Source organism: Tessaracoccus sp. O5.2 (genome assembly GCF_964266725.1).
Classification (GTDB): Bacteria; Actinomycetota; Actinomycetes; order Propionibacteriales; family Propionibacteriaceae; genus Arachnia; species Arachnia lapidicapta.
The window spans coordinates 57542-81454 of record NZ_CAXWGV010000007.1 but is presented as its reverse complement, the minus strand read 5'-3'; the positions used below and the strand labels follow the sequence as shown (position 1 = coordinate 81454).

Here is a 23913-nt window from a genome sequence, read left to right as displayed (position 1 = left end):
CTGAGAGCTGCAGCTCGATCGACGGCGGACAAGACTGGCCAGCCGGCGCCCACGCAGGAACTCCTGACTCGGCATCTCCTCGAATCATTCCTCGACCGGCTCAGCCGGACCGAGCACGCTCCAGACTTCATCCTCAAGGGCGGCATCCTGCTCACCGCTTATCTTATGGCGCGCGTCGCCCCACCAAGGACATCGACGCCAACGCGCTCAGCGCCGACGTCACAGCAGAGCACCTGTCCACCGTCGTCAGGGACGCCGCGGCCGCTGACGTCCCCGACGGAGTCGAGATCCACCCCGACACGATCACGATCCAGGAGATCCGCGAAGAGGGCGACTACCCCGGGTTCCGCATCCGAGCCCAAGCATCCATCGCATCCTGGGCTGGAAGCCTCATCTGGGACGTTTCCACAGGCGACCCGGTGGTTCCCCCACCCCAGCTCGTCAAGATTCCCCGCGTCATCGGCGAACCCATCGAAGTGCTGGGCTACGCGGCCGAGACATCCATCGCAGAGAAGGGCGTGACCATTCTCGAGAGAGGTATCACCAGCACTCGTTGGCGCGACTACATCGACATTGTGCAACTCGCTCAGGCCGGTGTGGATGTCGCCGAACTGCGCCGGGCTGCGGAAGCCGTCGCCCAGTACCGCCAGGTCACCCTTGAACCCATCAGCCAGCACCTTGAGGGCTACGGCGCTGTCGGCCAGGTCAAATGGGCCGCCTGGCGACGCAGACAGCGGCTCGAAGCAGTCTCGGAGGCGCTGCTCGACGATCAGATCGCCTTGGTCGCAGCACTCCTTGACCCCATCTTCGGCACCGAGCATCCCTCGATCTGACGCGTCTGTGCCCACAAAGCCGACACCTGCAATGCGGTCACCCAGCCAGGGTCTTGAGGCCGCCGGCGCTCGCAACCACAAGCTCGTCCAGTTCATCCAGGTCCACCATCACCCGACGTCCCACCCGGTACCGAATCAGGGAACCGTCGCTGAAGCGTCGGGTCAAGGTCTTGGGATGGACGCTGATGTACTCGGCCGCCTCCTTCAGGGAGGCCCAACGCCGGGCCCCGGCCTTTGACGTACGGGCAGAACCGTTATGGGTGCTCATCAAGGATCCTCTCGCTCAAACCCTATGAACCCCAGCCGAGCACGCCCAGCGCGAGAGGGGCCATCTGAACTGCGGCGGTTCAGTCGCGACCGAAGCGCTGATAGGCAGCCTGACGGGTCGTGTCGAGCGCGGCCCCGATAACGGTCCAGGAGTCGCCGGCCTCGCGGGCCTCGTGTACTGCTTCTCGCAGTTCCTGTTCGGCCTCCGCCACCGCCTTCCGGGCAGCGAGAATCCGGCGGAAGTGCGCGGCGTCGCGGGCTGGGTTCGTACGGACGTCTAGCTGGTCCAGCCCGGTCGAGTCATTGTGTGTCTTGATGGTCATGGCGTTCACCTCACCTCAGGTAGTCGTAGAACTTTGGTCGTAGTCGATCAGCGTGGATGATCCGAGTCGGTTCATCTGCAGGCACAGCAACGAGTTCCAGCAAGCGTCCGTGCTGGTCAGGCCCGATCACCAACAGGCGTTCCTGACCGTTGTATTCATACTCGACGAGCCTTATCGCGTGGTGCCAAGCATGTTCGATCTCTGCATCCGTGATCCCGTGCTTGCGCGCCGAACCGCGGATCTCCATGTGTAAAGACTACCTTTACATCCTGTCATCGTCAAGGCGGCCTTTACACGTAGAGAGGCGATCGGGGGCCTCATGCCACGACGACTGTGAGGCCCTTGAGCGCTTCGTCCTGCTTGGGCCGACGCTCTCGACTCGGCGTGGAAAGACGCGGCTGTAGACCTCAAGCGCCATGCGCGAGTCGCTCCACCCCAGCAAGAGCATGACTTCCGCGATCGTGTATCCCTCGCTGAAGAGCCACGCGGCGTACGAAGCACGCAGGTCATGCAGAGTGATGTGATCCTCCTTCGGTACCGGCAGACCCTTCCGCCACAATCGCCGCCGCTCGGCCTCCGGTGTCCGCAACCCCATGTTGGCCAGCGCCCTGTTGTGCCGCCGGTCGGCCTCGGCCGGCCCCATCGGCTTGCCATCCGCGACAGTGAACACGAGCTGCTCCGGCGACCTCGGGTGCAACGTGAGGTGATCCCGCAGGATCGTCACCAACGTCGTCGACATGGGCAGCGAGCGGATGCCGGCCGACGTCTTGGGAACCTTCACACCCACGCGGTAGGCATCGCCGTCCTTGCCATGCTCGATCGCCTGGCGCACCAGGATCCGCCGCCCCTCGAGGTCGAGGTCCATCCGACGCAGACCCCGGACCTCACCGGATCTCAACCCGCCCAGGGCCACCGTGGCCAACATCGCCACGTGCTGAGGTTCGGCGGCTTGCAGGTAGCGTCGTACGTCGTCCAGGTCGAACACGTGACGCTGCTCCATCGCCTTCGTCTGTCGCGGGATGCTCACCCCGGCGGCGGGGTTCTTGTCGATCCATCCCCAGTGGGTGGCCTTCGTCAACAACTCATGTAACAAGGCCAGGGAGGACCGGTCACGGCGGCGCTCAGCACCCAGCGGACCCTGACGCCATTGCCACACGTCGTCGTGGGTGATGGTCTTCACGTCACGCTCAGCCCCCAGTGGGGATGCGGACCACTGGCTGGGAGTCCAGGAGCGTGCCATTGAGCGAGGGGGTAGGAACCCCGCCAGACTGCCGCTGGCGCGTGCGATGAACGTGCGATCTGACAGCTCTGTTTTGTCCCTCTGAGGGCACTTGAGTTCACCCTGAAACATACAAACTCCCTAGTCAAAGGCGTTTGACTAGGGAGTTCAGCCGTGGAGCATAGGGGACTCGAACCCCTAACTTCCACCTTGCAAAGGTGGCACTCTACCAATTGAGTTAATGCCCCGAATCGACGGCAAGTATAGGGCAGGGCCGCCGGGCGACACACCACAGCGGATCCGGGACTCCGCGACACCTCCACCCGGCTGTCGGCCCAGTGTCCTAGGGTCGGCGTCGTGAGCATGTCCGAACGCCTGTACTCCGCGGTGATGCGCCGCGACCTGGAAGCTGAGCAGGCCCTCCCGGGGGACGCCGGCCGCCATGTCGCTGGCAATGGGATGCGCCTGGTGCTCTCCAGCGCGCTGCAGTCGTCGGGCGACCAGATCGTCAAGCCGTCGACCGTCCTGCCGTGGCTGCTGCACGCACTGGGCGCACCGGCGGCTTTGATCGGCCTCCTCGTGCCCATCCGCGAGTCCGGCTCCATGCTGCCGCAGGCGTTCCTCACCCCGCTCGTCGTGCGGGTCCGGCGCCGGACGTGGGTGCTGGTGCTGGGTTCGGTGGTTCAGGCGGTCTCGGTGGCGGCGATGGCGCTGGTGGCCGCCGTCGGCTCCGGGACGACGGCGGGCGTCGCGATCGTCGGGGCCCTGGCCGTGTTCTCGCTCGGCCGTTGCCTGACGTCGATCGCGTCGAAGGACGTCCAGGGCCGCACGGTGCCCAAGGGCGAGCGGGGCCAGATCAACGGGCTGGGCACCATGGCCGCGGGCATCGTCGCGATCACGCTCGGTCTCGCGCTGCGGATCTTCGCGGGCGAGAACCTCTCGGCGACCCAGCTGGCATGGCTCCTCGCCCTCGGTGCCGCGTTCTGGGTGGCGACGGCGGCCGTCCAGGCCGGCATCCGCGAGCCCGTCGAGGACGGGCCCACCACCGGCGACGACACCGACTCCCCCGTCGGCGTCCTGCGGCTCCTCCGCGACGACCGTGAGTTCCGCAGCTTCGTCACTACCCGCAGCTTCCTGCTGGTCTCCGCGCTCAGCCCGCCGTTCGTGGTCACGCTCGCCGCGACGGCCGGCTCCAGCACGCTGGCGGGCCTGGGCGGGTTCGTCGTCGCCTCCGGTGTGGCGTCCCTCATCGGCGGGCGGATCTTCGGGCGCGCCGCTGACCGGTCGAGCCGCGTCCTCATGGCTGCGACCGGAGCCGCCGCATCGGTCGTGGTGCTCGTCCTGGTGGCCCTGGTCTCGGTCCCGGGCTTCGACGGGGCCTCCACCTGGGGCACGATCGTCCTGGTGGCGGGCTACTTCCTCCTCACCCTGCTGCACACGGGCGTGCGGGTGGGGCGCAAGACCTACGTCGTCGACATGGCCGAGGGGGACTTGCGGACGGCGTACGTCGCCGTGTCGAACACCGCGATGGGCGTCATCCTGCTCATCGTGGGCGGCATCAGCTCCGTGCTCGCGCTGGCGGGTGTGACGTGGGCGCTGCTGTTCCTCGCCGGGCTCGGGCTCCTCGGTGCGGTGTGGGGGTGGCGGCTGCCCGAGGTGTCGCGGGGCCGCTGAGGCTCGCGGTCCGAGGGGCGCCGGCCGCCGCGCTGGGAACGGTGCGGGGCGGCCGGCGCCGGTCAGGGTCAGCCGACGATGTCGTCGGCCTTCATCCGTTCCGCCGACGCCGCGGCGTCGGTCGGCTGCTCTTCCGCCGCGATCTCGGCAGCGATGCGGGCCCGGTAGTTCGCCTTCTCCCGCTCGAGCCGCCCCGCGTCCCAGCCCAGGGCCTCGGCCGCGATCTCGCCGACCTCGTCGACGGCGGCGCCGCCCCGGTCCCGCGACTCCGAATTGAGCCGCACGCGCGCGACGAGGATGTCCTCGAGGTGCAGGGCCCCTTCGACGGTGCACGCCCAGGCGACCTCGGCGCGCAGGAACTGCGGTGCAGCGGCCAGCGGACGGCCCAGGGTCGGATCGGCGTCGATGGTCGCCAGCAGCGATTCCACCTCGGATCCGTAGCGCGACAGCAGATGCTTCATCCGGTCGGCGTCGAGGCCGTAGCGGGCACCGAGCCGGTCGGCCTGGTTGCGGGCCGCCGCGAAGCCCTCCGCGCCGAGCAGCGGGAGGTCGGCCGTGACCGACGGCGTCGCCTTCGCCTCAGCCGAGCCCAGCGCGAAGTCGACGGCGTCCTCGGCCATCACCCGATAGGTCGTCAGCTTGCCGCCGGCGATCGAGACCATGCCGGGCGCGACCTCCGTGACGGTGTGTTCCCGCGACACCTTCGTCGACTTCGACTCGTCCAGCACCGCCGGCTGCAGCAGCGGCCGCAGCCCGGCGTACGTGCCGATGATGTCGTCGCGGGTGAGGGGCTCGGCGAGCACCTCGTTGGCGTGGGCGAGGATGTAGTCGATGTCGGCGCTGGTCGGCACCGGATGCTCGAGCTGCTCGTGCCAGGCGGTATCGGTGGTCCCGATGACCCAGTAGTGCTGCCAGGGGATGATGAACAGCACCGACTTCTCGGTGCGCAGGAACATGCCCGCGCTGGCCTTGATGCGCTCCCGGGGCAGCACGATGTGGATGCCCTTGCTGGCCAGGACCTTGAGGCCGCCGCTGCTGCCGGCGAGCTTCTGGGTCTGCTCGGTCCAAACGCCGGTGGCGTTGATCACCCGCGTGGCCGAGATGGTGAGCATGTCGCCGCTCTCCAGGTCCACGGCCTCGACGCCGTCCACGCGCCCGGCGTCGTTCTTCCGGACACCGGTGACCTTGACCCGGCTGGCGGCCTCGGCGCCGTACTTCACCGCGGTGCGGATGAGCGTGACGACGAGGCGGGCGTCGTCGACCCGGGCATCGTAGAACTCGATGGCGCCGATCAGCGCGTCGGGCTTGATGTCCGGGAAGCGCCCGCGCGCGCCGTCCTTGGAGAGGTGCTTTTGCAGCGGGACCGTCTTGCGGAAGCCGGCGCCCGCGACCGCGAGCGCGTCATAGAGCCCGACGCCGACCGCCGAGTACGCGCGCTCGATCACCCGCTGCTTGAGCGGCCACAGGAACGGCTGCGCCTCGACGAGGTGCGGGGCGATGGTGGTGAGGAGCCGTCCGCGCTCGGTCAGCGCCTCGGCGACGAGCTTGAAGTCGAGGTTGTAGAGGTAGCGCAAGCCGCCGTGCACGAGACGCGACGACCGCGACGACGTGCCGGACGCCCAGTCCTGTGCCTCGACGACGGCGGTCCGCAGTCCGCGGGAGGCGGCGTCCAGCGCAATCCCGGCGCCGGTCACCCCGCCACCGATGACGAGAACGTCGAAGTGTTGTGACTCCATTGCACGAAGCGACGTGGCACGCTGGGCCTGGGTGAGTGCGGTCATCTGCTGCTGGCTCCTCTGCTCGCGGACTCCCAGGATTCGTGCACTGCACGTTTAAATCAAGGCCCCTGCACGTTCGTGCAGGTCACCGCTAGGATGGGCAGCGACGGTGCAGACATCGACGTCTCGGAGGCTCGGGTGAGCAGGACCAGCGACCAGCTGCTGACAGTGGCGCGCATGTATTACGTGCAGGCCGAGACCATGGACGCCATCGCCCATCACCTGGGGGTGTCGCGCTCAACGGTGTCGCGGCTGCTGAAGGAGGCCCGCGACCGCGGCCTCGTCCGGGTGACCATCGTCGACCCGGACCGCCCCCTGAACCGGCTAGCCGAACTGTTCGAACGCCACTTCCACGTCACGGCTCACCTCGTGCACGTGCGCCCGGGGGCCAGCAGCATCTTCCGGCTCGACCAGGTCGCCAGGATGGCCGCCGGTCTGCTCGGGAACATGGTGCGGGACGGCGACACCGTCGGCATCGCCTGGGGCACCACGGTCTCCGCGATCGCCACGCACCTGCGCCCCCGCGACCTCACCGGCGTGACCGTCATCGGACTCAACGGCGGCGCCAACCATCAGACCACCGGCCTGCCGTATGTGGGGTCGATCCTCCACAAGTTCGCCACCGCGCTCGGGGGCCAGGAACAGCTCTTGGCGCTGCCCGCGTTCTTCGACGACCCCGCGACGAAGGAGGCGATGTGGCGGGAGCAGAGCACCCGGCACATCCTGTCGGTGCGGGCCAACTGCCGGATCGCCTTGTTCGGCGTCGGTGGGCTGCACTCCGAGCTGCAGAGCCATGTGTACTCGTCGAACTATCTGAGCGACGCTGACCTGCGCTACCTGCGGGAGAACAACGTCGTCGGCGACGTCTGCACGGTCATGGTGCGCGAGGACGGCTCCTACCGGGACCTGGAGATCAACAAGCGCGCCACGGGGATGACCCCCGGCGAGCTGCAGGCCATCCCGAAGCGGATCTGCGTCGTCAGCGGCCTGTCGAAGGCCGCGCCGGTCCTGGGTGCCCTGAGGGCGGGCGTCGCCACCGATCTCGTCATCGACGCCGAGACCGCCCGCGCGGTCCTCAACCGCATGAAGCCGGGCATCCGGCTGGCCTGAGCGGGCGTCGCCGCTAGTCAGCGCGGCCTGGAGCCGCCAACTGACACGCACGTGCGCGACCACTTAGGCTGTCCCCCATGTCTGAATTCATCCTGACCGAGGTGCAGGACGGCATCGCGCGGATCACGCTCAACCGTCCCCGGGCGATCAACGCCCTCACCGAGGACATGTTCACCGCCATGTACGACGCGCTCACCGCCTGGCACGACGACGACGCGGTGACCGCCGTCGAGCTGGCGGGCGAGGGCGAGCGCGGCTTCTGTGCCGGCGCCGACGTCCGCGCCCTAGCCGAGACGGTGCGCGAGGGCGGCCCGTTCCTCCGCTATCTCGAGACCGAATACGCCCTCGACATGATGTTCGCGGACTACACCAAGCCCGTCACGTCGTTCCTCCGCGGCATCGCGATGGGCGGTGGGCTGGGCATCGGCGGCCATGTGGACCGCCGGATCGTCTACGCCGACACCGTCATGGCCATGCCGGAGACGAAGATCGGCTTCTTCCCCGACGCGGGCGTCATGTACGAACTGTCGCGGGCGGGCGCCGTCGGCGTGCACGTGGCGCTGACCGCGGCCACCTTCACGGGCGGCGACGCACTCTTCATGGGGTTGGCCGACGAATCGGCCGACGGCGAGCTCCCCGCTCCCCTGTTCGAGGACTCGGCCGCGTGGATCCACGACTGCTACTCCTCCGACGACGTCGTCGAGATCGCGCATCGACTCGAGCACCATCCCGCGGAGGCGGCGCGCCAGGCGGCCCGCGACCTGCGGGCGCGCAGCCCCTTCTCCGTGCACGTCGCGATGCGCGCTCTGCTGCGCGCGCGGTCCCTGCGGCTCAACGAGGTGCTGGCCCAGGATCTCAGGCTGGCCGAGTCGGTCATTCCGTCCGGGGACTTCGTCGAGGGTGTCCGCGCCCTGCTGATCGACAAGGACAACCGGCCGCAGTGGCGCCACACGTCGCTCGAGGAGGTGCCGACCGCCGAGGTGGACCGCGTCTTCGACTACTGACGGCGACGGCCCGGCGATAGAGGACATGCCCCCCAGGGTATGCTGGTGGGGAGTGAGCACACACTACGATGGGGCTGGCTATCCGCCCCTGGTGAAGGAGAAGCATGTCCACCGTCCACGACGTCATCATCATCGGCTCAGGTCCGGCCGGCTACACGGCGGCCATCTATGCCGCGCGCGCGAACCTCGAGCCCGTCGTCTTCGAGGGCTCGTTCGAGGCTGGCGGGGCGCTCATGAACACCACCGAGGTGGAGAACTACCCGGGCTTCGCCGAGGGCATCATGGGCCCGGAGCTCATGGACCAGATGCGCAAGCAGGCCGAGCGCTTCGGAGCCGAGCTCATCACCGACGACGCCACCGCCGTCGACCTCACGGGCGAAGTCAAGATCGTCAAGGACTCCTACGACAAGGAGTACCACGCCAAGACCGTGATCCTCGCCATGGGCTCCGGCTACCGCAAGCTGGGCCTCCCCGACGAGGAGCGCCTGTCCGGGCGCGGCGTCTCCTGGTGCGCCACGTGTGACGGCGCCTTCTTCCGCGACAAGCCCATCGCCGTCATCGGCGGCGGCGACTCGGCGGTCGAGGAGGCCACGTTCCTCAGCCGCTTCGCCTCGAAGGTCGTCATCGTCCACCGGCGCGACGAGCTCCGCGCGTCGAAGATCATGCAGGACCGCGCCATGCGCGACCCCAAGATCGAGTTCGCGTGGAACTCCGTCGTCGAGCGCATCAACGGCGCGAACTCCGTGGAGTCCATCACCCTGAAGGACACCCACACCGGCGAGCTGCGCGACCTGGACGTCAAGGGCGTGTTCATCGCCATCGGCCACGACCCCCGCTCGGCCCTCGTCAAGGACCAGGTGCACACCGACGCCGAGGGATACGTCCTTGTCGACGGCCGGTCGACCGCCACCAACGTCCCCGGCGTGTTCGCATGCGGCGACCTCGTCGACCACACGTACCGGCAGGCGATCACCGCCGCGGGGAGCGGCTGCTCCGCCGCCCTGGACGCCGAGCGCTACCTGCAGGCGCTCGAGGACGCCGTCCCCATGGCGGTCAGCGCCTAGACTCGGTCCGCTACCCACACATTCCGGAAGGCGATTTCATGGCAGTGACCGACGTGACCGAGAAGACGTTCGTCGACGAGGTGCTGATGGCGGGGCAGCTCGTCGTCGTCGACTACTGGGCGGACTGGTGCTCGCCGTGCAAGCAGATCGCCCCGATCATCGATGAACTGTCGCGGGAGTACGGCGACGTCAAGTTCGTGAAGGTCGACACCAACACCAACCCGAACCTGGCGGCGGAGCAGGGCGTGCTGAGCCTGCCCACGCTGCAGTTCATCCAGGGTGGGCGCGTCGTGAAGTCGCTCACGGGCGGCAAGACGAAGGGCGCGCTCAAGAAGGTCATCGACGAGCTGCGTTGACATGACGCACTCCCCCGCGACGCCGTCGGCGCCGGAGTCCTGGGAGCCGGTCTCCCCGGCCGACGTGGTGCGGCCGCGGCCCTGGTGGGTCGCGGCGGCCGGGCCCGCGCTACTCGTGGTCCTGCTGGTGCTCGGCGGGATCATCGGGGGCGCGCTCGGCCGTTCGGTCGGCACCACCTCTCCCACCCCGTCGAGCTCCCCCACGCCCCCCTACGTGATGGACCCACCCATCCAGGTCGGTGACCTGGTCCGCGGGGCCGTCACCGAGAGCTCGGGCCCCGCCCCGGAGAACCAGCGCATCGTGCGCGCCGACTATTCCGACGGCGTCAACAAGGTCATCTTCGTCATGACCTGGCCCGAGGACGACGTCAGCACCTACGTGGCGGACGCCGGCGTCGAGGGCGCCAACGAGGTGGGCGGGGCCGGGACGCTGTGCGGCACATCACTGGACACCTCACTGCCGGCGTGCGGCCGCATCTCCCAGGGCACCGGGCTCCTCCTGCTGGCCGTCACGGAACACGCCACCGCCGAGCTGGCCACGCAGCTGGCCGCGTTCGAGGACGCCGTCGCCGCCGCGGGCTGAGCGGGCCCACATTCCCTGACGGGATACAGTGAGCGCATGCGAGAGGGCGCGCCGCGTCCCTGACGGCAAGGTAAAGGATCGTGACCGAGCACTCCAGACACGACACCCGGCTCGACCGGTTCGTCGACAGCTACTCCCAGCGCACCAACGGCATGCGGGTGTCCGCCGTCCGAGCGTTGTTCGCCGTCGCCAACCGCCCCGAGATCGTGTCGCTGGCCGGCGGGATGCCGAACATCAAGGACCTGCCGCTGCCTGAGATCGCGGGCTCGATCGCCGACATGATCACCAGCAACGGCACGCAGGTGATGCAGTACGGCTCTGGGCAGGGTGAGCCGGCCCTCCGCGAGCAGATCCTCGACGTCATGGCGCTCGAGGGCATCACCGCGCACGCCGACGACGTGGTCATCACCGCGGGGTCCCAGCAGGGCCTCGACCTCGTCACGCGCATCTTCTGTGACCCGGGCGACGTCATCCTCGCGGAGTCGCCGTCGTACGTCGGCGCGCTCGGCACCTTCCTCAGCTACCAGACCGAGGTCGTGCACGTCGGATCGGACGAGGACGGGCTGGACCCCACGGCGCTGCGGGAGACCGTGGCGAGGCTGAAGAAGGCCGGCAAGCGGATCAAGTTCCTGTACACGATCCCCAACTTCAACAACCCGTCCGGCAAGACGCAGCCGTGGGAGCGCCGCCTCGAGATCCTGTCGGTGTGCACCGAGGAGGGCGTGCTCGTCGTCGAGGACAACCCGTACGGGCTGCTGACGCTGGACGCCGACCCGATCCCGGCGATGCGCTCCGCGGACGCCGACGTCATCTACCTCGGCTCGTTCTCCAAGACCTTCGCCCCGGGCTTCCGCGTCGGCTGGGTCCTCGCCCCGCACGCCGTGCGCGAGAAGCTCGTCCTCGCGCAGGAGTCCGCGACTCTCTGCCCGCCCGTGTTCAGCCAGTTCGCGATCTCGACGTACCTGGCGACCCAGGACTGGCAGGGACAGATCGAGATCTACCGCGACATGTACCGCGAGCGCCGCGACACCATGCTGCACGCGCTGGCCGAGGAGATGCCCGACGGCGCGTCCTGGACGCGGCCGGCCGGGGGCTTCTTCGTCTGGGTCACGCTCCCCGAAGGGCTCGACTCGCAGGCGATGCTCCCGCGCGGCGTCAACGCGCGCGTCGCGTTCGTCCCCGGCGGGGCGTTCTACGCCGACGGCCAGGGCGCCCGCAACGTCCGGCTCTCGTACTGCTTCCCGCCCGCCGACCGCATCCGCATCGGCGTGCAGCGCTTCGCCGACGTGGTCCGCCGCGAGCTGGAGGTCATGGACACCTTCGGCATCGACGCCTCCCCCCACGAGTTGCGGCGCCCCACCGGACCCGGACCCGATCTGACCTGACAAGGAGTTATCCATGACGATCATCGTGATTGCCGGTGGGCTCAGCCACGAGCGCGACGTGTCGCTGCGGTCGGGCCGGCGGGTCGCGCAGGCGCTGCGTGACGTCGGCCGCGAGGTGATCGAGGCGGACGTCAACGCCGACCTGGTGCCGTTGCTGCGCCGCACGCCGGACGCCGTGGTCGTCCCCATGCTGCACGGGGGACTCGGCGAGGACGGAGCGTTCCGGGAGGTCCTCGAGGTCCTGAACGTGCCCTTCGTCGGGCCGACGGGGGCGTCGTCGCGGCTGACGTTCGACAAGTCCATCGCGACGTCGGTCGTCCGCGCCGCCGGGCTCGCCGCCCCCAAGCAGATCGCTCTTCCCCACGACATCTTCCGCGAGCTCGGCGCGCCGGCCCTCATGGAGGGCATCGGAGCACAGCTGGGCTACCCGCTGATGGTCAAGCCGTCGCGCAGCGGCTCGGCCCTCGGGGTCACCAAGGTCGACGACGCGTCCGGGCTCCCCGCGGCGCTCGTGGCGGCCTACGCGTACGGATCGGTCGCGGTCATCGAGTCCTACGTGGCAGGCACCGAGATCGCCGTCACCGTCCTCGACGACGGGTCGGGGCCGGTGGCGCTGCCCCCCGTCGAGATCCGTCCCGAGTCCGGCGTGTACGACTACGAGTCGCGGTACACGGCAGGTCAGACCCGGTTCGTCACCCCCGCCGAGCTGTCCGACGACGCACTCCTGGCCGCGCGGGAACTCGCGGTGGCGGTTCACCGGGCCCTGGGGCTCAGGCACCTGTCGCGCACGGACATGATCGTCGAGGCCTCCGGCCGGCCGGTGTTCTTCGAGGGCAACGTCGCGCCCGGCATGACGGAGACGTCGCTCGCCCCGCTGGCCTTCGAGGCCGCCGGCCGGGAGCTGGGCGAGGTGTTCGCGACGCTGGTCGACCTCGCGCGCGCCTGACATGGGGCTGCGGACGAAGCAGGCCCTCGCCATCATTGCGGGTGTCGTCGTCGCGGGCGTGATGCTGCTGCTCGGCCTGTGGCAGATGGCGTCGTACCAGGAGTCGACGCGCGACGTGTCCGCCGAGCGGGCCGCGGAGGCGCCCGTGGCCCTGGCCGAGAGTGTGAGCGAGTCCGGCGAGGTCGCGGACGTCTACGGTCGGAGGGTCACCCTCGAGGGAACGTACCTGCCTGACGAGGTTATCGTCGGCGAAGCTGGGCCGCTGCGCGTGGTCACTGCGTTGCGGATGACTGACGGCCGGCACGTCGCGGTGGTGCGCGGCGCCGTCGCCGAGGGCGCAGAGCCGCCAGCCGCGCCATCGGGGAACCAGAACATCGTCGGCGTGTTCCTGGCGCCGGATCTGCCCGCGGAAGGTGTCGCGGAGGGCGCCGACCTGGGATCGCTGCGCATCCAGACGCTCGCGCAGACGTGGCCGTCGCCGCTGGTGGCGGGATACGTGACACTGCCCGCCGACGAGGCCGCACGTCAGGGGCTCGACGCCGCCTCGCTCACGCTGCCGTCCACCGAAGGGTCCCCCACCCACCGGGGCTACGCGCTCCAGTGGTGGGTGTTCGCCGCCGGCGCTGTCGCGTTCGGCGTGTACGCCGCCCGTGGGTTCGCGAAGGACGCCGAGCGAGCGGCGGCGAACCGGCCGAGCGACTAGGCGGTCGAGGCCCGCAGCTTCGCCCGGACATCCTTGGTGGCGAAGTGCTCGGCCACGAACGACAGGAACGGCACGGTGCCCGCCGCCATGATGGCGAGGAACCACTTGATCGACCAGTTCACGCGGCGGCCGAGGTCGTACGCGGTGATGAGCAGGACCATGTAGAGCCAGCCGTGCGGCATGCCGGTCCAGGTGACGACCCGGCCGTCACCCCAGATGTACTTGAGCGGTAGCCCCACGAGGACCAGCACGACGAGCAGGATCCCGACGACCCAGGCCATGATCCGGTAGCGCAGGAGCGCCGATCGGACGCCTGCGATGTCGTCGTCGGGGATGGACGTGGTGGGCGAGCTCATTCGGCGCCTCTCTTGATCGTTTTGTCGATATAGCCGTTTAGATGTTTATTTGTTTAGCGTTGTGGAGCTATACCGTTCGGCCGTCCAGGATGGCCATGATGCGTTCCAGATCGTCGCCGGATGCGAATTCGATGGTGATCTTGCCCTTGTTCCTCCCGATGGCGACCCGCACCCGGGTGTCGAAGTGGTCGCTGAGGTGGGTCGACAGGTCTCGTTCCCGCTCCGAGGGCATGCGCGGCGTTCTCACCATGGGCCGCTTCTCCTCTCGGCCGCGGCCGAGCGCGACGATCTCCTCCGTCGAGCGGACCGACAGGCCCTCGGCGACGATCCGGTCGGCGAGGCGCTCCTGCTCGGCGGCATCGTCGAGCCCCAGGAGCGCGCGGGCGTGACCGGCCGAGATGACGTTGGCGGCGACCTTGGACTGCACCCTCGGGGGGAGGTTCAGCAGTCTGAGCGTGTTGGATACCTGGGGGCGGGACCGGTGGATGCGCTGGGCCAGATCTTCCTTGGTGCAGTCGAAGTCCTGAAGGAGCTGGGCGTAGGCGTTCGCTTCCTCGATCGGGTTGAGATTGGCGCGGTGCAGGTTCTCCAGCAGGGCGTCGCGCAGGAGCGCGGTGTCGTCGGTGCCTCTGATGATCGCCGGGACGGTGTCGCGGCCTGCCTGCTGGCTGGCGCGCCATCGTCGCTCGCCCATAACGAGCTCGAACCGGTCCTCCCCGGCCCTTCTGACCACGATGGGCTGGAGGACGCCGAACTCGCGGATCGACTCGGCAAGCTCCTGCAGGTCGTCTTCGTCGAAGACCGTGCGCGGCTGCTGCGGGTTCGGGCTGATGCTGCCCACTGGGATCTCAGCGAACTCTGAGCCGTCGCTCAGCGTCGCCACCTCGTCGGCGTCGGTGCGGGCGAACAGGTCCCCCAGCCCTTGTCCGAGGGCACTCTTCTTCATCGCTGCCATCACTTGGTCACCGCCACTCGTTCGGCGAGCTCCTTGGCGGCGGCCAGATAGGCGACGGCGCCAGGGGACTTCGGCTGGTAGTTGAGGACTGTCTGCTGGAAGCTCGGCGCTTCCGCGATGCGCACGGAGCGCGGGATCTCGTTCGAGAGCGTCTGGGTTGGGAAGTGCTTGCGCACCTCGTCGGCGACCTCCCGCGAGAGGTTCGTGCGGCTGTCGTACATCGTGAGCAGGATGGTGCTCAGCTCGATCGAGTCGTTGAGATTGCCCTTCACGCGCTGAATGGTCCGCATCAGCTGCGTCACGCCCTCAAGGGCGTAGTACTCGGTCTGAATGGGCACCAAAATTTCCGTGGACGCCACCAGGGCGTTCAGCGTGAGCAGGCCGAGGGACGGCGGGCAGTCGAAGAAGATGTAGTCGACCCCGGACTCGTCGATGTACTGCATGATCGCGTCGCGCATGCGGTGTTCACGGCCTCGCATGTTGACGAGCTCCAGTTCCGCGGCGGCCAGGTCGATGGCGGCAGGCAGCACATGGAGGTTAGGGGAGTGCGGCGAGGGCTGGGCGTGCTCGATGATGCCGATCCCCTCCATCAGCACCTCGTACGTGCCCTTCGTCCCCGGCGAGTGGGGCACGCCGAGGGCAGTCGACGCGTTCCCCTGTGGGTCCGTGTCGACGACCAGCACGTTCAAACCGCCCATCGCGAGCGCATGCGCCAGGTTGACGGTGGTCGTCGTCTTCCCCACGCCGCCCTTCTGGTTGGCCACCACGAAGATGCGGGGCCGCTCAGGCCTGGGCAGCGTCGGGCTGGGCTCGCTGAAGTCGATGAACTCATCGCCGTACTCGGAGTCGATGCTGGCGTGGAGGTCGTGGGCCGCTCGTCGTGGAGCGGTGGCCGTTTCACGTGAAACGTTGCTGTGTTCCTTCCACAGCTCGTCTTCATTGATCTGCTGCTTGCGCTTGCGGAAGAACAACGCCATCCAGGGCCTCCTCGGTGATCCGCGACGACTCTACCCAACCCGTCAGTCGTGCGAAACTTCGTTGGCGCGTCGCGCACCGTTTCACGTGAAACGCACCAAACCCACGCCCTCCCATACCGGCACGACACGCCGTCGAACGCCGTGCCGAGTCCACATACGGGCCGCGGGAGGGAGATCTGACGTCATTCGTGCCACTGAATGCGACTCCGAGTCCCGCGCCGATCCAACTTCGTACCCGCCGAGAGGGCAGGCGAGCTGACCGACGGCGCAGCACTGTCGATCGGCTCCCCTCGTCATTCGCCGGCTCGCCCTACGGCTCCACCCATCGATCGACCACCGCCTCGCCCCGAGGCTCCCCTCGTCGTCCCCCGGCTCCGCCCGTCGCCATGCCGCGATTGGCGCCGACCAGCGTTGCGTCACAGACCCCATGCACATCCTCCGGCTCCCTCCAGGGTCCGTTGAGCCTGACACGCGGTTCACTGGCGACGATTGAGCCTGCCTCGAGGCTCGACGCGCGGATCGCCCCAGGAGACCCCGGATCTCTGATCGAGCCCTCGTTCAGGCTCAATCCCCCATGCGCGACACGAATGACAGGGTTCGTGGCACATCAGTGGGCTATACGGCCGTCGGGCCGCAGTTCGACGGCGTGTCGTGCCCAAAGGGGGCGGCGGGCCGGATAGAGCCCTCGTTCAGGCTGAATCCCCCCACGCGCGACACGAATGACAGGGTTGGTGGCACATCGGTGCGCTATACGGCCGTCGGAGCGCAGTTCGACGGCGTGTCGTGCCAAGAGAGGGGGCGAGGCCGGGGCGGGCCGGGGCGGGGGGCCGGGGCGAAGCGCGGCGCGACGGTGGGGGCGAGGGTTGGGGCGACGCTGGACAGCGCCCGCGGCGACCGTGCCGCCGCCAGCGGGGCGACGGCGGGGGCGTCGGCTCAGCGGGTGGTCACCCGGATTGCGCGGGTCCCCTCGACGCCTGCGGCGACCCGCAGTTCGAGCACCTCGGCGCGGGCGCCCGACACCGCCAGGGCCTTGCCTGCCGCGCGGATCTCGTTCTCCGCAGACTCGCCCTTCAGGGCCAGCAGCTGGCCACCGTCGCCGAAGAGGGGGAGCGTCCACTTGAGGAGCTTCTCCAGCGGCGCGACGGCGCGACACACCACGACGTCGTAGCGCTCGCGCACGTCCTCAGCCCTCGCGCGCACGACCGTCACGCGGTCGCCGAGTCCCAGCTCATCAACCGCCTCCTGCAGGAAGTTCGCGCGCCGCAGCAACGGCTCGATCAGCGTGACCCGCAGGTCCGGCCGCACGATGGCCAGCGGCAACCCGGGTAGCCCGGCGCCGGAGCCCACGTCCGCGACGTCACTGCCCTGCGGAACCGCGTCGTCCAGCGCTAGGGAGTTGCCGACGTGCCGCTGCCAGAGCCGCTCGCCCTCCCGGGGCCCCATGAGTCCCCAGGAGATTCCACGACTTGCCAATATATCGACATAGCGCCTTAACCTTTCAGCGCTTTGCGGATATGCCGTCTCAAGCGCCGAGGCGGCCGCAAGCTCCGGCCCGTCGCTCACTTGGCGCGGACCACCACGCGTCGCGCCGGCGGCTCGCCCTCGGACTCGCTCACCAGGCCGGCAGCCGCAACCTCGTCGTGGACGATCTTGCGCTCGTACGCGTTCAGCGGGGCCATGCGCACCGGCTCGCCACTCTCCTGCACCTCGGCGATGGCGTCCTTGGCCATCGCGACGAGCTCCGCCCGACGCCGCTGGCGGTAGCCCGCGACGTCGACCATGAGCCGCGACCGGTGACCCGTCTCCGTCATCACGACGAGGCGCGCCAGCTCCTGGAGGGCATCGAGCACTTCCCCGTCCTTACCCACGAGGAGTTCGGAGTCCGTGTCGATCACCACGAAGGCCCGGCCGTCCTGCACCGAGTTCTCGATGTCGCCGTCGAGGTCCGCGATGTCCAGCAGTTCCTCCAGGTAGTCGGCGACCAGGTCGCCCTCGGCCAGCAGCGCCGCGTCCGTCTCGTTGTTCGCCATGAAGAGGTGTCCTCTCGTCGTGCCCCTGCTGCGGGGCGATTCACTCGTGGGATGGGGGATCGAGCCGCCGTCGGCTCACTTCTTCTTCTTCCGCGCGGACCGCGACTGCTGGCGGGGCTGCTGTCGGGTCACGACGCGCTTGCCGTCCTCGGTGCTGCGGACCGTCTGCCGCGACACCTGCTGGCGGGCGATCTTCGGAGTCGCTTCCGCGGCCACTGCGTCGTCCGTGCTCAGCGGGGCCGTGGGACCCACCGTCCGCGGCGACGCGGCGGGGGCGTTCTTGGGCTTGCGACGGCGCTTGGCGGCGCGCTGCTCCATGATCGCCTGCGGGTCGCGGCCCTTGGCGAGCATGCGCTCTTCCCAGTCGATGTAGGCCGGCGTGTTGGGCGCAGGGTTGTTGCGGATGAGGAGGCCCTGCTGCGCCATGGTCCACAGGTTCGAGGTCAGCCAGTAGACGAGCACGCCGATCGGGATGACGACCGACGAGGCGGCGTAGACGACGGGGAAGAAGTAGAGCATCAGCTTCTGCTGCTGCGCCATGGGGCCGGTCAGCGACTCCGGGGGCAGGTTCTTGCGCATCAGCTGCAGCTGCGTGACGAAGAAGACCGCGACCATCGCGATGACCAGGATGACGCCGACGATCTGCGTAGGCCCGACCGCCGTCATGGGGAAGATGCGTTCGGCGAGGCCGGCGCCGAGGATTTCGGCGTTCTGCAGCGACGACACCAGGTCCGGGTTGGTCTTGAAGAAGTGCCCGCGGACGTTGCCAGACGACACGCCCTCAAGCACGCGGAACAGCGCGAGGAAGATCGGCATCTGGAGCAGCAGCGGCAGGCAGGAGGCGGTCGGGCTGACGCCCTCCTCCTGATACATCTTCATCGTCTCCCGGCCGAGCCGCTCGCGGTCGTGGCCGTACTTCTTCTGCAGCTCGGCCAGCTTCGGCTGGAGCAGCTGCATGCTGCGCGCAGAGTTGATCTGCTTGACGAACAGGGGGATGAGCAGCGTCCGGATGACGACGGTGAGGCTGATGATCGCCAGCGTCCAGTTCCAGCCGGAGTCCGCGCCGAGCAATGGCGTGAACAGCCAGTGGAAGAACACCACGATGCCGGACACGGCCCAGTAGAGCGGCTGCATCATCGCCGACAGCACTCCGTAGAAGCTGTCCCAGATGTTCAGCGTCACCAGCAGATCCACCACGTAAGCCACCTCAGTCGGGTTGGGGACCCGAGGTCCCCGGTTTGGTTGAATTCTCGCGCTCCCAGGCGGCCGCCTCAGCGGTGCCTGGGACGTAGTCGACGCCGCCCCGCGCCCATGGATGGCAGCGCAGGAGCCGTCGGATGGTGAGCCAGGAGCCCTTCAGAGCCCCGTGGGTCTCGAGAGCCGCCAGCCCGTACGTCGAACACGACGGGTGGTACTTGCACACGTCGCCGTAGGAGGGGGACACGAACTTCCGCCACCCCTTGACGAACCAGATCAGCGGGTACTTCAGCACGCGGCCGCCTTCCGGAACGCGCGGCGCCACGCGTCGGCGAGGTCGTCGGCGAGCCGCTCGGGCTCGGTCGCGGCCGACGGCAGGGCGCGCACCACGACGTCGGCGGGCACCGGCGTCTCGAGGTCGACCACCAGGTGACGCAACCGGCGCTTGACCCGGTTGCGGGTCACGGCGTTGCCGACCTTCTTGGAGACAACAAAACCCACCCGCCCGGGGACGGGTGGATCGTGCTGGGTGATGCGCTGGACGTGCACCACGACGCTCGGGCTGGCTGCTCGGGAACCGCGACGGACGGTGGCACCGAAGTCACTGGGCCTGGTGAGGCGCCGCGGACCCGGCAGCACCGTCGCTCGACCCCTTAGGCCGACAGCTCGACGCGGCCCTTGCGACGGCGGTTCGCCAGGATGGCGCGGCCGGCGCGGGTACGCATACGGGAACGGAAACCGTGGGTGCGGCTGCGGCGACGGTTGCTCGGCTGGAAAGTGCGCTTGCTCATGGGATTACTCCCTCAGGTTCGAAGGTGTACAACTGCCCTGGTGGGCAGGGGGAAGTGACCGCCTCGATGGCGACTGGTCAACGATACGCGCGAATCGGCCCTCCGGCCAAACCGGCGAGGGCGAACCGGGCAACTAAGCAAATAACACTGATGTAGTCCAGTACGCGCCCGGCGTGTCGTCCAAATCGCCTTGCGCCTGGCCCCTTGCGGTACTAACTTCGTTGTCCTGCCTTCCAGCTTATCCACAGGTGAGTGCCGGTGGGCGGTCCCCGGAGGTGAGTTATACCCTCTTGTGGACAACCTTGTGGACATTGAGTGCAGGCGGGGGAGAACCGCCGGGAAGTGGGTGAGGTGAGCGAATCACCGATGCCGGACCTGGCGGGCCTGTGGAACGACGTCATCGCCTCGGCGGACGTTCCGACCAGGGCCTGGCTCCGGCGCACCCAGCCGTTGGACATGCACGGCAGCACCCTGATGGTCGCTGTCGGGGACGAGACCACCCGTGAACGCATCGAGACGAGGCTCCGGCCCCAGATCGAGGAGCGGCTGAGCTCCCTGTGTGGCCAGAACACGCACCTGGCCGTCATGATCAACCCGGAGCTCGTCGCCGAGCCGGAGTCGCCGCCCGCGCCCGAGCCCACGGAGGAACCCCGCCGGGCCGCCCCGCGATCGCGCCCCCAGGATGTGCGGCTGAACCCGCGCTACACGTTCGAGTCGTTCGTCGCCGGCTCCTCCAACCGGTTCGCGCACGCCGCGGCCGCCGCCGTCGCGGAGACGCCGGGCAAGTCGTACAACCCGCTGATGATCTACGGACCGTCGGGCCTCGGGAAGACGCATCTGCTGCACGCCATCGGGCACTACGTCACCAGCTACTACGAGCAGCTGCGGGTGAAGTACGTCTCGACGGAGGAACTCACCAACGACTTCATCAACGCCATCTCGTCGAACCGCACCGCGGAGTTCCGCAGCTCCTACCGCGACGTCGACGTCCTGCTCGTCGACGACATCCAGTTCCTGGAGTCGAAGATCCAGACGCAGGAGGAGTTTTTCCACACCTTCAACACCCTGCACAACGCGCAGAAGCAGATCGTGATGACCTCCGATCGGCCGCCGAAGCTGCTGGAGGCCCTGGAGCCTCGGCTGCGGTCGCGGTTCGAGTGGGGCCTCATGACCGACATCCAGCCGCCCGACCTCGAGACCCGCATCGCCATCCTGCGCAAGAAGGTGGCGTCGCAGCGACTCACGGCGGGCACGCAGGTGCTGGAGCTCATCGCGTCGCGGATCCCCACGAACATCCGCGAGCTCGAGGGGGCGCTGACGCGGGTCGCGGCGTTGGCGAGCCTCAACCAGCAGGAGATCACGGTCGCGCTGGCCGAGCAGGTCCTCAACGACCTCATGCCCGACGACGCCACCCCCGTCGACGCGCAGGCGATCATGGACGCCGCCGCCAGCTACTTCAGCATCTCGATGGACGACCTCATCGGCAGCAGCCGGGTCGCGACCATCGCGACGGCGCGGCAGATCGCGATGTACCTGTGCCGGGAGCTGACGGACATGTCGCTGCCCAAGATCGGCAACAAGTTCGGCGGACGCGACCACTCGACGGTGCTGCACGCGGTCCGCAAGATCAACGAGAAGATCGGCGTGGATCGGGACCTGTTCAACCAGGTCACCGAGCTCACCAACCAGATCAAGCAGTCCTGAGCGGCGCCGTCGATACCCCTGCTCCCTGGGGCATGCCACGCACGGCACCCGGGTGGGGGTATCGGCCCAGTATGCGGCCCCGCTGTTGTTCCGAGCCCTCCTCCGCGCAACAATGGAACGTCGGGCGGCAGATGGCCGCCGGCCGAGGCTTCCCTCCGTATACCGGTAGGGGTATACTCGTCCCATGGAATTCGTGGAGGATCCGATGCAGCTGGACCCGGAACAGATGACGTCGGTGGTCAAGCGGCTCAAGCGTGCCCAAGGGCAGCTGGCCGGGATCATCCGGATGATCGAGGAAGGGCGCAACTGCGACGAGATCGTCACGCAGCTCGCCGCGGTGTCCAAAGCTGTGGACCGCGCCGGCTTCACGACGATCTCCATCGGTCTGCGCCAGTGCATGGAGCAGCCCGAGCCCGATCCGCTCGACCAGGCGAAGATGGAGAAGCTCTTCCTCAGCCTGGCCTGATCGACCCTCTGGAGGTTGCCTCCGGGTCTTGCGGGGCTGTGGTTGAGCCCAGCACCGCCCCACCTCCGGCGTCCCCAACTCGAGCGACACCGCAACCCCACACACGACGAAGGGGCGCGACCTCCCGCACACCATGGGAGATCGCGCCCCGGTCCATGTCCGGCGGCGATGTCCGCCGCCCGGCCCGCCCGGTCAGATGCCGGTGCCGGCCCGCCAGGTGGTGTAGCCACCGTCGAGGTTGAGCACCTCGCGACCCGAGTCACGCAGCGCCGCCAGCGCCGCATGGCTCCGGATGCCGACGCCGCAGTGGAGGATCAGCGGCACGTCGCCGCCGGGGATCTCGTCCATGCGGTCGCGCAGCTCGTCGACCGGGATGTTCATCGCACCGGGGATGGCCCCCGCCGCGTACTCGCCCGGCGTGCGCACGTCGATGACGACGGCACCCTCGGCCTGCCGCTGCGCCACCTCGTGCCACTGCACGGACTTCTCCCAGCCGCTCAGCCGGTTCTCGGCGATGAAGCCGAGCATGTTGACCGCGTCCTTCGCGGAGCCGAACTGCGGCGCGTAGGCGAGCTCGAGTTCGGCCAGCTCCGGCGCCGTCATCCCGGCGGTCATGGCCGTGGCGATGACGTCGATGCGCTTGTCGATGCCCTCGCGGCCGACGCCCTGCGCGCCCAGGATCTCCCCGGTCGCCGGATCGACGAGCAGCTTGAGCGCCATCGTCGACGCGCCCGGGTAGTACGTGGCGTGCGAGGCGGGGTGCGTGTGGATCGCGAGGTAGGCCCGTCCGGCGTCGCGCAGCCGCTTCTCGTTCCAGCCCGTCGCGGCGACCTGGAGTCCGAGCAGCCCGACGATGGCGGTGCCGCGCACCGGGCGCGCCGGCTTGCCGCGGCCCGCGATGTCGTCGGCCACGCGACGTCCCTGCAGGTTGGCCGTGTTGGCGAGCGGCACGAGGACCGGCTCGTCGCTCAGGGCGTCGTTCTTCTCGACCGCGTCGCCGACGGCGTAGATGTGCGGATCGTTGGTCAGCTGCCGGTGGTCGACCAGGAGTCCACCGCGCGGGCCGACCTTGAGGCCGGACGCCTTGGCGAGCTCGGTGTCGGGACGCACGCCGATCGCGGCGACCACCACGTCGGCGGGCACCGTCGAGCCGTCGGCCAGCGTGACGTCGTGCTCACCGATGATGGTGACGCCGGAGCCGAGGCGCAGGTCGATGCCGGCGGCGCGCATGGCGTCGTGCACGGGGACGACCATTTCGGGGTCCAGAGGGGCCATCACCTGGGGGAGTGCCTCCACCAGTGCGACCTTCATGCCGCGGTGCAGCAGGTTCTCGGCAACCTCGAGGCCGACGAAGCCGCCGCCGATGACGACGGCAGTCTCGGCACCCTGCACAGCCTCCAGCATGCGGTCGGTGTCCTCGACGTTGCGCAGCGGCAGCGCACGCTCGATGCCCGGGATGGGCGGCATCAGCGGCTTGGCGCCGGGGGACAGGACCAGCTTGTCGTAGCTCAGGGTCTCCTCGCGGCCGGTGGCGACGTCGCGGACGATCACCTCGCGCGACTGGCGGTTGATCTGCACCGCCTCGACGCCGACGCGCACGTCCAGGCGGAACCGGTCGTAGAGCGCCTGGGGCGTCTGCAACAGCAGCGCCGACCGCTCCTCGATCACCCCGCCGACGTGATACGGCAGGCCGCAGTTGGCGAACGACACGTAGCCGCTCTTCTCCACCACGACGATCTCCGCGGACTCATCCAGACGACGCAGCCGCGCGGCCGCGCTCATCCCACCAGCAACACCACCAACAATCACAACTCTCATGTTGCGAACTATATACCCCTGGGGGTATGGTGGTCTAACCGGGGTAACCGAGAAACCTGAAGGAGAACATCTATGTGCAGTCCCGTTAAGTGTCGAGTGTGTGGCAAGACGACCTGGGCCGGTTGCGGCAACCACGTCGAGAACGTCAAGCGCATGGTGCCTGCCGACCAGTGGTGCGGCGGTCACCAGAACCAGAACGCCGGCGGCGGCTTCTTCAGCCGCGTGATGGGCCGCTGACACCTGCGGACAACCGTGTGAGACGGGCCGGGGCCGGGATGTGGATAACTTCCCGCCCCGGCCCTACCCACAAATACTCCCCGTGTAGTTTTCCAGTGATCCACAGCCGTTCAACAGGGACGACGATGTCCTGACAA

General features: G+C 68.6%; 28 protein-coding genes and 1 tRNA gene. 13 read left to right on the top strand and 16 right to left on the bottom strand.

Features of this window, described 5'->3' with window-relative positions; genetic code table 11:
• Positions 1–17: 17 nt before the first annotated feature.
• Complete coding sequence (locus ACFQPD_RS04685; protein ID WP_385898946.1) at positions 18–833, top strand: nucleotidyl transferase AbiEii/AbiGii toxin family protein; 816 nt, start codon at positions 18–20, stop codon at positions 831–833.
• Between the two features lie 37 nt (positions 834–870).
• Here the strand turns inward: ACFQPD_RS04685 and ACFQPD_RS04680 are convergent, their stop codons facing one another.
• The 5 genes from ACFQPD_RS04680 to ACFQPD_RS04660 all read right to left on the bottom strand — a co-directional run bounded on the left by ACFQPD_RS04680 (position 871) and on the right by ACFQPD_RS04660 (position 2890).
• Positions 871–1101 carry a helix-turn-helix domain-containing protein gene (locus ACFQPD_RS04680; protein WP_385898931.1) on the bottom strand — a complete coding sequence of 77 codons (231 nt, stop codon included), beginning with the start codon at positions 1099–1101 and terminating at the stop codon, positions 871–873.
• A gap of 79 nt (positions 1102–1180) precedes the next feature.
• The gene (locus ACFQPD_RS04675; RefSeq protein WP_182781068.1) at positions 1181–1423 is read right to left on the bottom strand and encodes a hypothetical protein; all 243 of its coding nucleotides are present in this window, start codon (positions 1421–1423) and stop codon (positions 1181–1183) included.
• A gap of 10 nt (positions 1424–1433) precedes the next feature.
• The gene (locus ACFQPD_RS04670) at positions 1434–1670 is read right to left on the bottom strand and encodes a BrnT family toxin (protein ID WP_182800327.1); all 237 of its coding nucleotides are present in this window, start codon (positions 1668–1670) and stop codon (positions 1434–1436) included.
• Between the two features lie 15 nt (positions 1671–1685).
• Positions 1686–2603, bottom strand: coding sequence for a tyrosine-type recombinase/integrase (locus tag ACFQPD_RS04665; RefSeq protein WP_385898929.1), 918 nt, complete (start codon positions 2601–2603; stop codon positions 1686–1688).
• A gap of 214 nt (positions 2604–2817) precedes the next feature.
• A tRNA-Ala gene (locus ACFQPD_RS04660) sits at positions 2818–2890 on the bottom strand.
• Positions 2891–3005: 115 nt separating this feature from the next.
• Here ACFQPD_RS04660 and ACFQPD_RS04655 point away from each other — a divergent pair.
• Entirely contained in the window at positions 3006–4316 is a 1311-nt protein-coding gene (locus ACFQPD_RS04655) for an MFS transporter (RefSeq protein ID WP_385898943.1), read from the top strand.
• A 68-nt stretch (positions 4317–4384) separates the two neighbouring features.
• Here ACFQPD_RS04655 and ACFQPD_RS04650 read toward each other — a convergent pair whose 3' ends face one another.
• Positions 4385–6097, bottom strand: coding sequence for an FAD-dependent oxidoreductase (locus tag ACFQPD_RS04650; protein ID WP_385898927.1), 1713 nt, complete (start codon positions 6095–6097; stop codon positions 4385–4387).
• 135 nt (positions 6098–6232) lie between these two features.
• On the opposite strand from ACFQPD_RS04650, the gene ACFQPD_RS04645 reads away from it, so the two are divergent.
• From ACFQPD_RS04645 to ACFQPD_RS04610, 8 genes are all read left to right on the top strand, one after another.
• Positions 6233–7204 carry a sugar-binding transcriptional regulator gene (locus ACFQPD_RS04645; RefSeq protein WP_068749624.1) on the top strand — a complete coding sequence of 324 codons (972 nt, stop codon included), beginning with the start codon at positions 6233–6235 and terminating at the stop codon, positions 7202–7204.
• A 77-nt stretch (positions 7205–7281) separates the two neighbouring features.
• Positions 7282–8208 carry an enoyl-CoA hydratase/isomerase family protein gene (locus tag ACFQPD_RS04640; protein WP_385898925.1) on the top strand — a complete coding sequence of 309 codons (927 nt, stop codon included), beginning with the start codon at positions 7282–7284 and terminating at the stop codon, positions 8206–8208.
• Between the two features lie 104 nt (positions 8209–8312).
• Positions 8313–9272, top strand: coding sequence for a thioredoxin-disulfide reductase (gene trxB, locus ACFQPD_RS04635; RefSeq protein WP_385898924.1), 960 nt, complete (start codon positions 8313–8315; stop codon positions 9270–9272).
• A 38-nt stretch (positions 9273–9310) separates the two neighbouring features.
• Positions 9311–9628: a thioredoxin gene (gene trxA, locus ACFQPD_RS04630; protein ID WP_068749542.1), complete on the top strand. Its 318-nt coding sequence runs from the start codon at positions 9311–9313 to the stop codon at positions 9626–9628.
• A 1-nt stretch (position 9629) separates the two neighbouring features.
• Positions 9630–10211, top strand: coding sequence for a hypothetical protein (locus tag ACFQPD_RS04625; protein WP_385898922.1), 582 nt, complete (start codon positions 9630–9632; stop codon positions 10209–10211).
• A gap of 80 nt (positions 10212–10291) precedes the next feature.
• Entirely contained in the window at positions 10292–11596 is a 1305-nt protein-coding gene (locus ACFQPD_RS04620) for a PLP-dependent aminotransferase family protein (protein WP_385898920.1), read from the top strand.
• Between the two features lie 13 nt (positions 11597–11609).
• Positions 11610–12542: a D-alanine--D-alanine ligase gene (locus ACFQPD_RS04615; protein ID WP_068749545.1), complete on the top strand. Its 933-nt coding sequence runs from the start codon at positions 11610–11612 to the stop codon at positions 12540–12542.
• Between the two features lies 1 nt (position 12543).
• Complete coding sequence (locus ACFQPD_RS04610) at positions 12544–13245, top strand: SURF1 family protein (RefSeq protein ID WP_385898917.1); 702 nt, start codon at positions 12544–12546, stop codon at positions 13243–13245.
• Here the strand turns inward: ACFQPD_RS04610 and ACFQPD_RS04605 are convergent.
• The 9 genes from ACFQPD_RS04605 to rpmH all read right to left on the bottom strand — a co-directional run bounded on the left by ACFQPD_RS04605 (position 13242) and on the right by rpmH (position 19551).
• Positions 13242–13601, bottom strand: coding sequence for a DUF3817 domain-containing protein (locus tag ACFQPD_RS04605; RefSeq protein WP_385898916.1), 360 nt, complete (start codon positions 13599–13601; stop codon positions 13242–13244). The two genes, ACFQPD_RS04610 and ACFQPD_RS04605, sit on opposite strands and share 4 nt — an antisense overlap.
• 67 nt (positions 13602–13668) lie before the next feature.
• Entirely contained in the window at positions 13669–14556 is an 888-nt protein-coding gene (locus tag ACFQPD_RS04600) for a ParB/RepB/Spo0J family partition protein (protein WP_353081231.1), read from the bottom strand.
• Positions 14556–15533: a ParA family protein gene (locus tag ACFQPD_RS04595; protein ID WP_068749549.1), complete on the bottom strand. Its 978-nt coding sequence runs from the start codon at positions 15531–15533 to the stop codon at positions 14556–14558. Before ACFQPD_RS04595 ends, ACFQPD_RS04600 begins: the two co-directional genes overlap by 1 nt.
• A 933-nt stretch (positions 15534–16466) precedes the next feature.
• Positions 16467–17096: a 16S rRNA (guanine(527)-N(7))-methyltransferase RsmG gene (rsmG, locus tag ACFQPD_RS04590; RefSeq protein WP_385898913.1), complete on the bottom strand. Its 630-nt coding sequence runs from the start codon at positions 17094–17096 to the stop codon at positions 16467–16469.
• Positions 17093–17563, bottom strand: coding sequence for a protein jag (locus tag ACFQPD_RS04585; protein WP_385898910.1), 471 nt, complete (start codon positions 17561–17563; stop codon positions 17093–17095). The genes rsmG and ACFQPD_RS04585 overlap by 4 nt, the downstream gene beginning before the upstream one ends.
• 75 nt (positions 17564–17638) lie before the next feature.
• On the bottom strand, positions 17639–18760 hold the full coding sequence (gene yidC, locus ACFQPD_RS04580) for a membrane protein insertase YidC (protein WP_385898907.1): 1122 nt from the start codon (positions 18758–18760) through the stop codon (positions 17639–17641).
• A 10-nt stretch (positions 18761–18770) separates the two neighbouring features.
• Positions 18771–19055, bottom strand: coding sequence for a membrane protein insertion efficiency factor YidD (gene yidD, locus ACFQPD_RS04575; RefSeq protein ID WP_385898904.1), 285 nt, complete (start codon positions 19053–19055; stop codon positions 18771–18773).
• On the bottom strand, positions 19049–19399 hold the full coding sequence (gene rnpA, locus ACFQPD_RS04570) for a ribonuclease P protein component (RefSeq protein WP_385898902.1): 351 nt from the start codon (positions 19397–19399) through the stop codon (positions 19049–19051). Before rnpA ends, yidD begins: the two co-directional genes overlap by 7 nt.
• Before the next feature lie 14 nt (positions 19400–19413).
• Positions 19414–19551 carry a 50S ribosomal protein L34 gene (gene rpmH, locus ACFQPD_RS04565; RefSeq protein ID WP_078919908.1) on the bottom strand — a complete coding sequence of 46 codons (138 nt, stop codon included), beginning with the start codon at positions 19549–19551 and terminating at the stop codon, positions 19414–19416.
• Positions 19552–19917: 366 nt separating this feature from the next.
• Between rpmH and dnaA the strand changes: the two genes are divergently transcribed.
• Both dnaA and ACFQPD_RS04555 read left to right on the top strand, forming a co-directional pair.
• Positions 19918–21255 (top strand): chromosomal replication initiator protein DnaA, encoded by a 1338-nt coding sequence (dnaA, locus tag ACFQPD_RS04560; RefSeq protein WP_068749554.1) that lies wholly within the window; start codon positions 19918–19920, stop codon positions 21253–21255.
• 205 nt (positions 21256–21460) lie between these two features.
• Positions 21461–21721 carry a metal-sensitive transcriptional regulator gene (locus ACFQPD_RS04555; protein ID WP_385898941.1) on the top strand — a complete coding sequence of 87 codons (261 nt, stop codon included), beginning with the start codon at positions 21461–21463 and terminating at the stop codon, positions 21719–21721.
• 192 nt (positions 21722–21913) lie between these two features.
• Here ACFQPD_RS04555 and ACFQPD_RS04550 read toward each other — a convergent pair whose 3' ends face one another.
• Positions 21914–23539, bottom strand: a complete 1626-nt coding sequence (locus ACFQPD_RS04550) for an FAD-dependent oxidoreductase (protein WP_385898899.1) — start codon at positions 23537–23539, stop codon at positions 21914–21916.
• A 72-nt stretch (positions 23540–23611) separates the two neighbouring features.
• On the opposite strand from ACFQPD_RS04550, the gene ACFQPD_RS04545 reads away from it, so the two are divergent.
• A complete protein-coding gene (locus tag ACFQPD_RS04545) occupies positions 23612–23776 on the top strand; it encodes a hypothetical protein (RefSeq protein WP_385898897.1) in 165 nt (54 codons plus the stop codon).
• Positions 23777–23913: the final 137 nt, after the last annotated feature.

What these genes read in the sequence shown, in the direction of transcription:
- ACFQPD_RS04680 (WP_385898931.1), bottom strand. Translation starts at nt 1,101, where the DNA reads ATGAGCACCCATAACGGTTCTGCCCGTACGTCAAAGGCCGGGGCCCGG.
- ACFQPD_RS04675 (WP_182781068.1), bottom strand. Translation starts at nt 1,423, where the DNA reads ATGACCATCAAGACACACAATGACTCGACCGGGCTGGACCAGCTAGAC.
- ACFQPD_RS04670 (WP_182800327.1), bottom strand. Translation starts at nt 1,670, where the DNA reads ATGGAGATCCGCGGTTCGGCGCGCAAGCACGGGATCACGGATGCAGAG.
- ACFQPD_RS04655 (WP_385898943.1), top strand. Translation starts at nt 3,006, where the DNA reads ATGTCCGAACGCCTGTACTCCGCGGTGATGCGCCGCGACCTGGAAGCT.
- ACFQPD_RS04650 (WP_385898927.1), bottom strand. Translation starts at nt 6,097, where the DNA reads ATGACCGCACTCACCCAGGCCCAGCGTGCCACGTCGCTTCGTGCAATG.
- ACFQPD_RS04640 (WP_385898925.1), top strand. Translation starts at nt 7,282, where the DNA reads ATGTCTGAATTCATCCTGACCGAGGTGCAGGACGGCATCGCGCGGATC.
- trxB (WP_385898924.1), top strand. Translation starts at nt 8,313, where the DNA reads ATGTCCACCGTCCACGACGTCATCATCATCGGCTCAGGTCCGGCCGGC.
- trxA (WP_068749542.1), top strand. Translation starts at nt 9,311, where the DNA reads ATGGCAGTGACCGACGTGACCGAGAAGACGTTCGTCGACGAGGTGCTG.
- ACFQPD_RS04625 (WP_385898922.1), top strand. Translation starts at nt 9,630, where the DNA reads ATGACGCACTCCCCCGCGACGCCGTCGGCGCCGGAGTCCTGGGAGCCG.
- ACFQPD_RS04615 (WP_068749545.1), top strand. Translation starts at nt 11,610, where the DNA reads ATGACGATCATCGTGATTGCCGGTGGGCTCAGCCACGAGCGCGACGTG.
- ACFQPD_RS04610 (WP_385898917.1), top strand. Translation starts at nt 12,544, where the DNA reads ATGGGGCTGCGGACGAAGCAGGCCCTCGCCATCATTGCGGGTGTCGTC.
- ACFQPD_RS04605 (WP_385898916.1), bottom strand. Translation starts at nt 13,601, where the DNA reads ATGAGCTCGCCCACCACGTCCATCCCCGACGACGACATCGCAGGCGTC.
- ACFQPD_RS04600 (WP_353081231.1), bottom strand. Translation starts at nt 14,556, where the DNA reads ATGGCAGCGATGAAGAAGAGTGCCCTCGGACAAGGGCTGGGGGACCTG.
- ACFQPD_RS04595 (WP_068749549.1), bottom strand. Translation starts at nt 15,533, where the DNA reads ATGGCGTTGTTCTTCCGCAAGCGCAAGCAGCAGATCAATGAAGACGAG.
- ACFQPD_RS04585 (WP_385898910.1), bottom strand. Translation starts at nt 17,563, where the DNA reads ATGGCGAACAACGAGACGGACGCGGCGCTGCTGGCCGAGGGCGACCTG.
- rpmH (WP_078919908.1), bottom strand. Translation starts at nt 19,551, where the DNA reads ATGAGCAAGCGCACTTTCCAGCCGAGCAACCGTCGCCGCAGCCGCACC.
- dnaA (WP_068749554.1), top strand. Translation starts at nt 19,918, where the DNA reads ATGCCGGACCTGGCGGGCCTGTGGAACGACGTCATCGCCTCGGCGGAC.
- ACFQPD_RS04555 (WP_385898941.1), top strand. Translation starts at nt 21,461, where the DNA reads ATGCAGCTGGACCCGGAACAGATGACGTCGGTGGTCAAGCGGCTCAAG.
- ACFQPD_RS04550 (WP_385898899.1), bottom strand. Translation starts at nt 23,539, where the DNA reads ATGAGAGTTGTGATTGTTGGTGGTGTTGCTGGTGGGATGAGCGCGGCC.
- ACFQPD_RS04545 (WP_385898897.1), top strand. Translation starts at nt 23,612, where the DNA reads ATGTGCAGTCCCGTTAAGTGTCGAGTGTGTGGCAAGACGACCTGGGCC.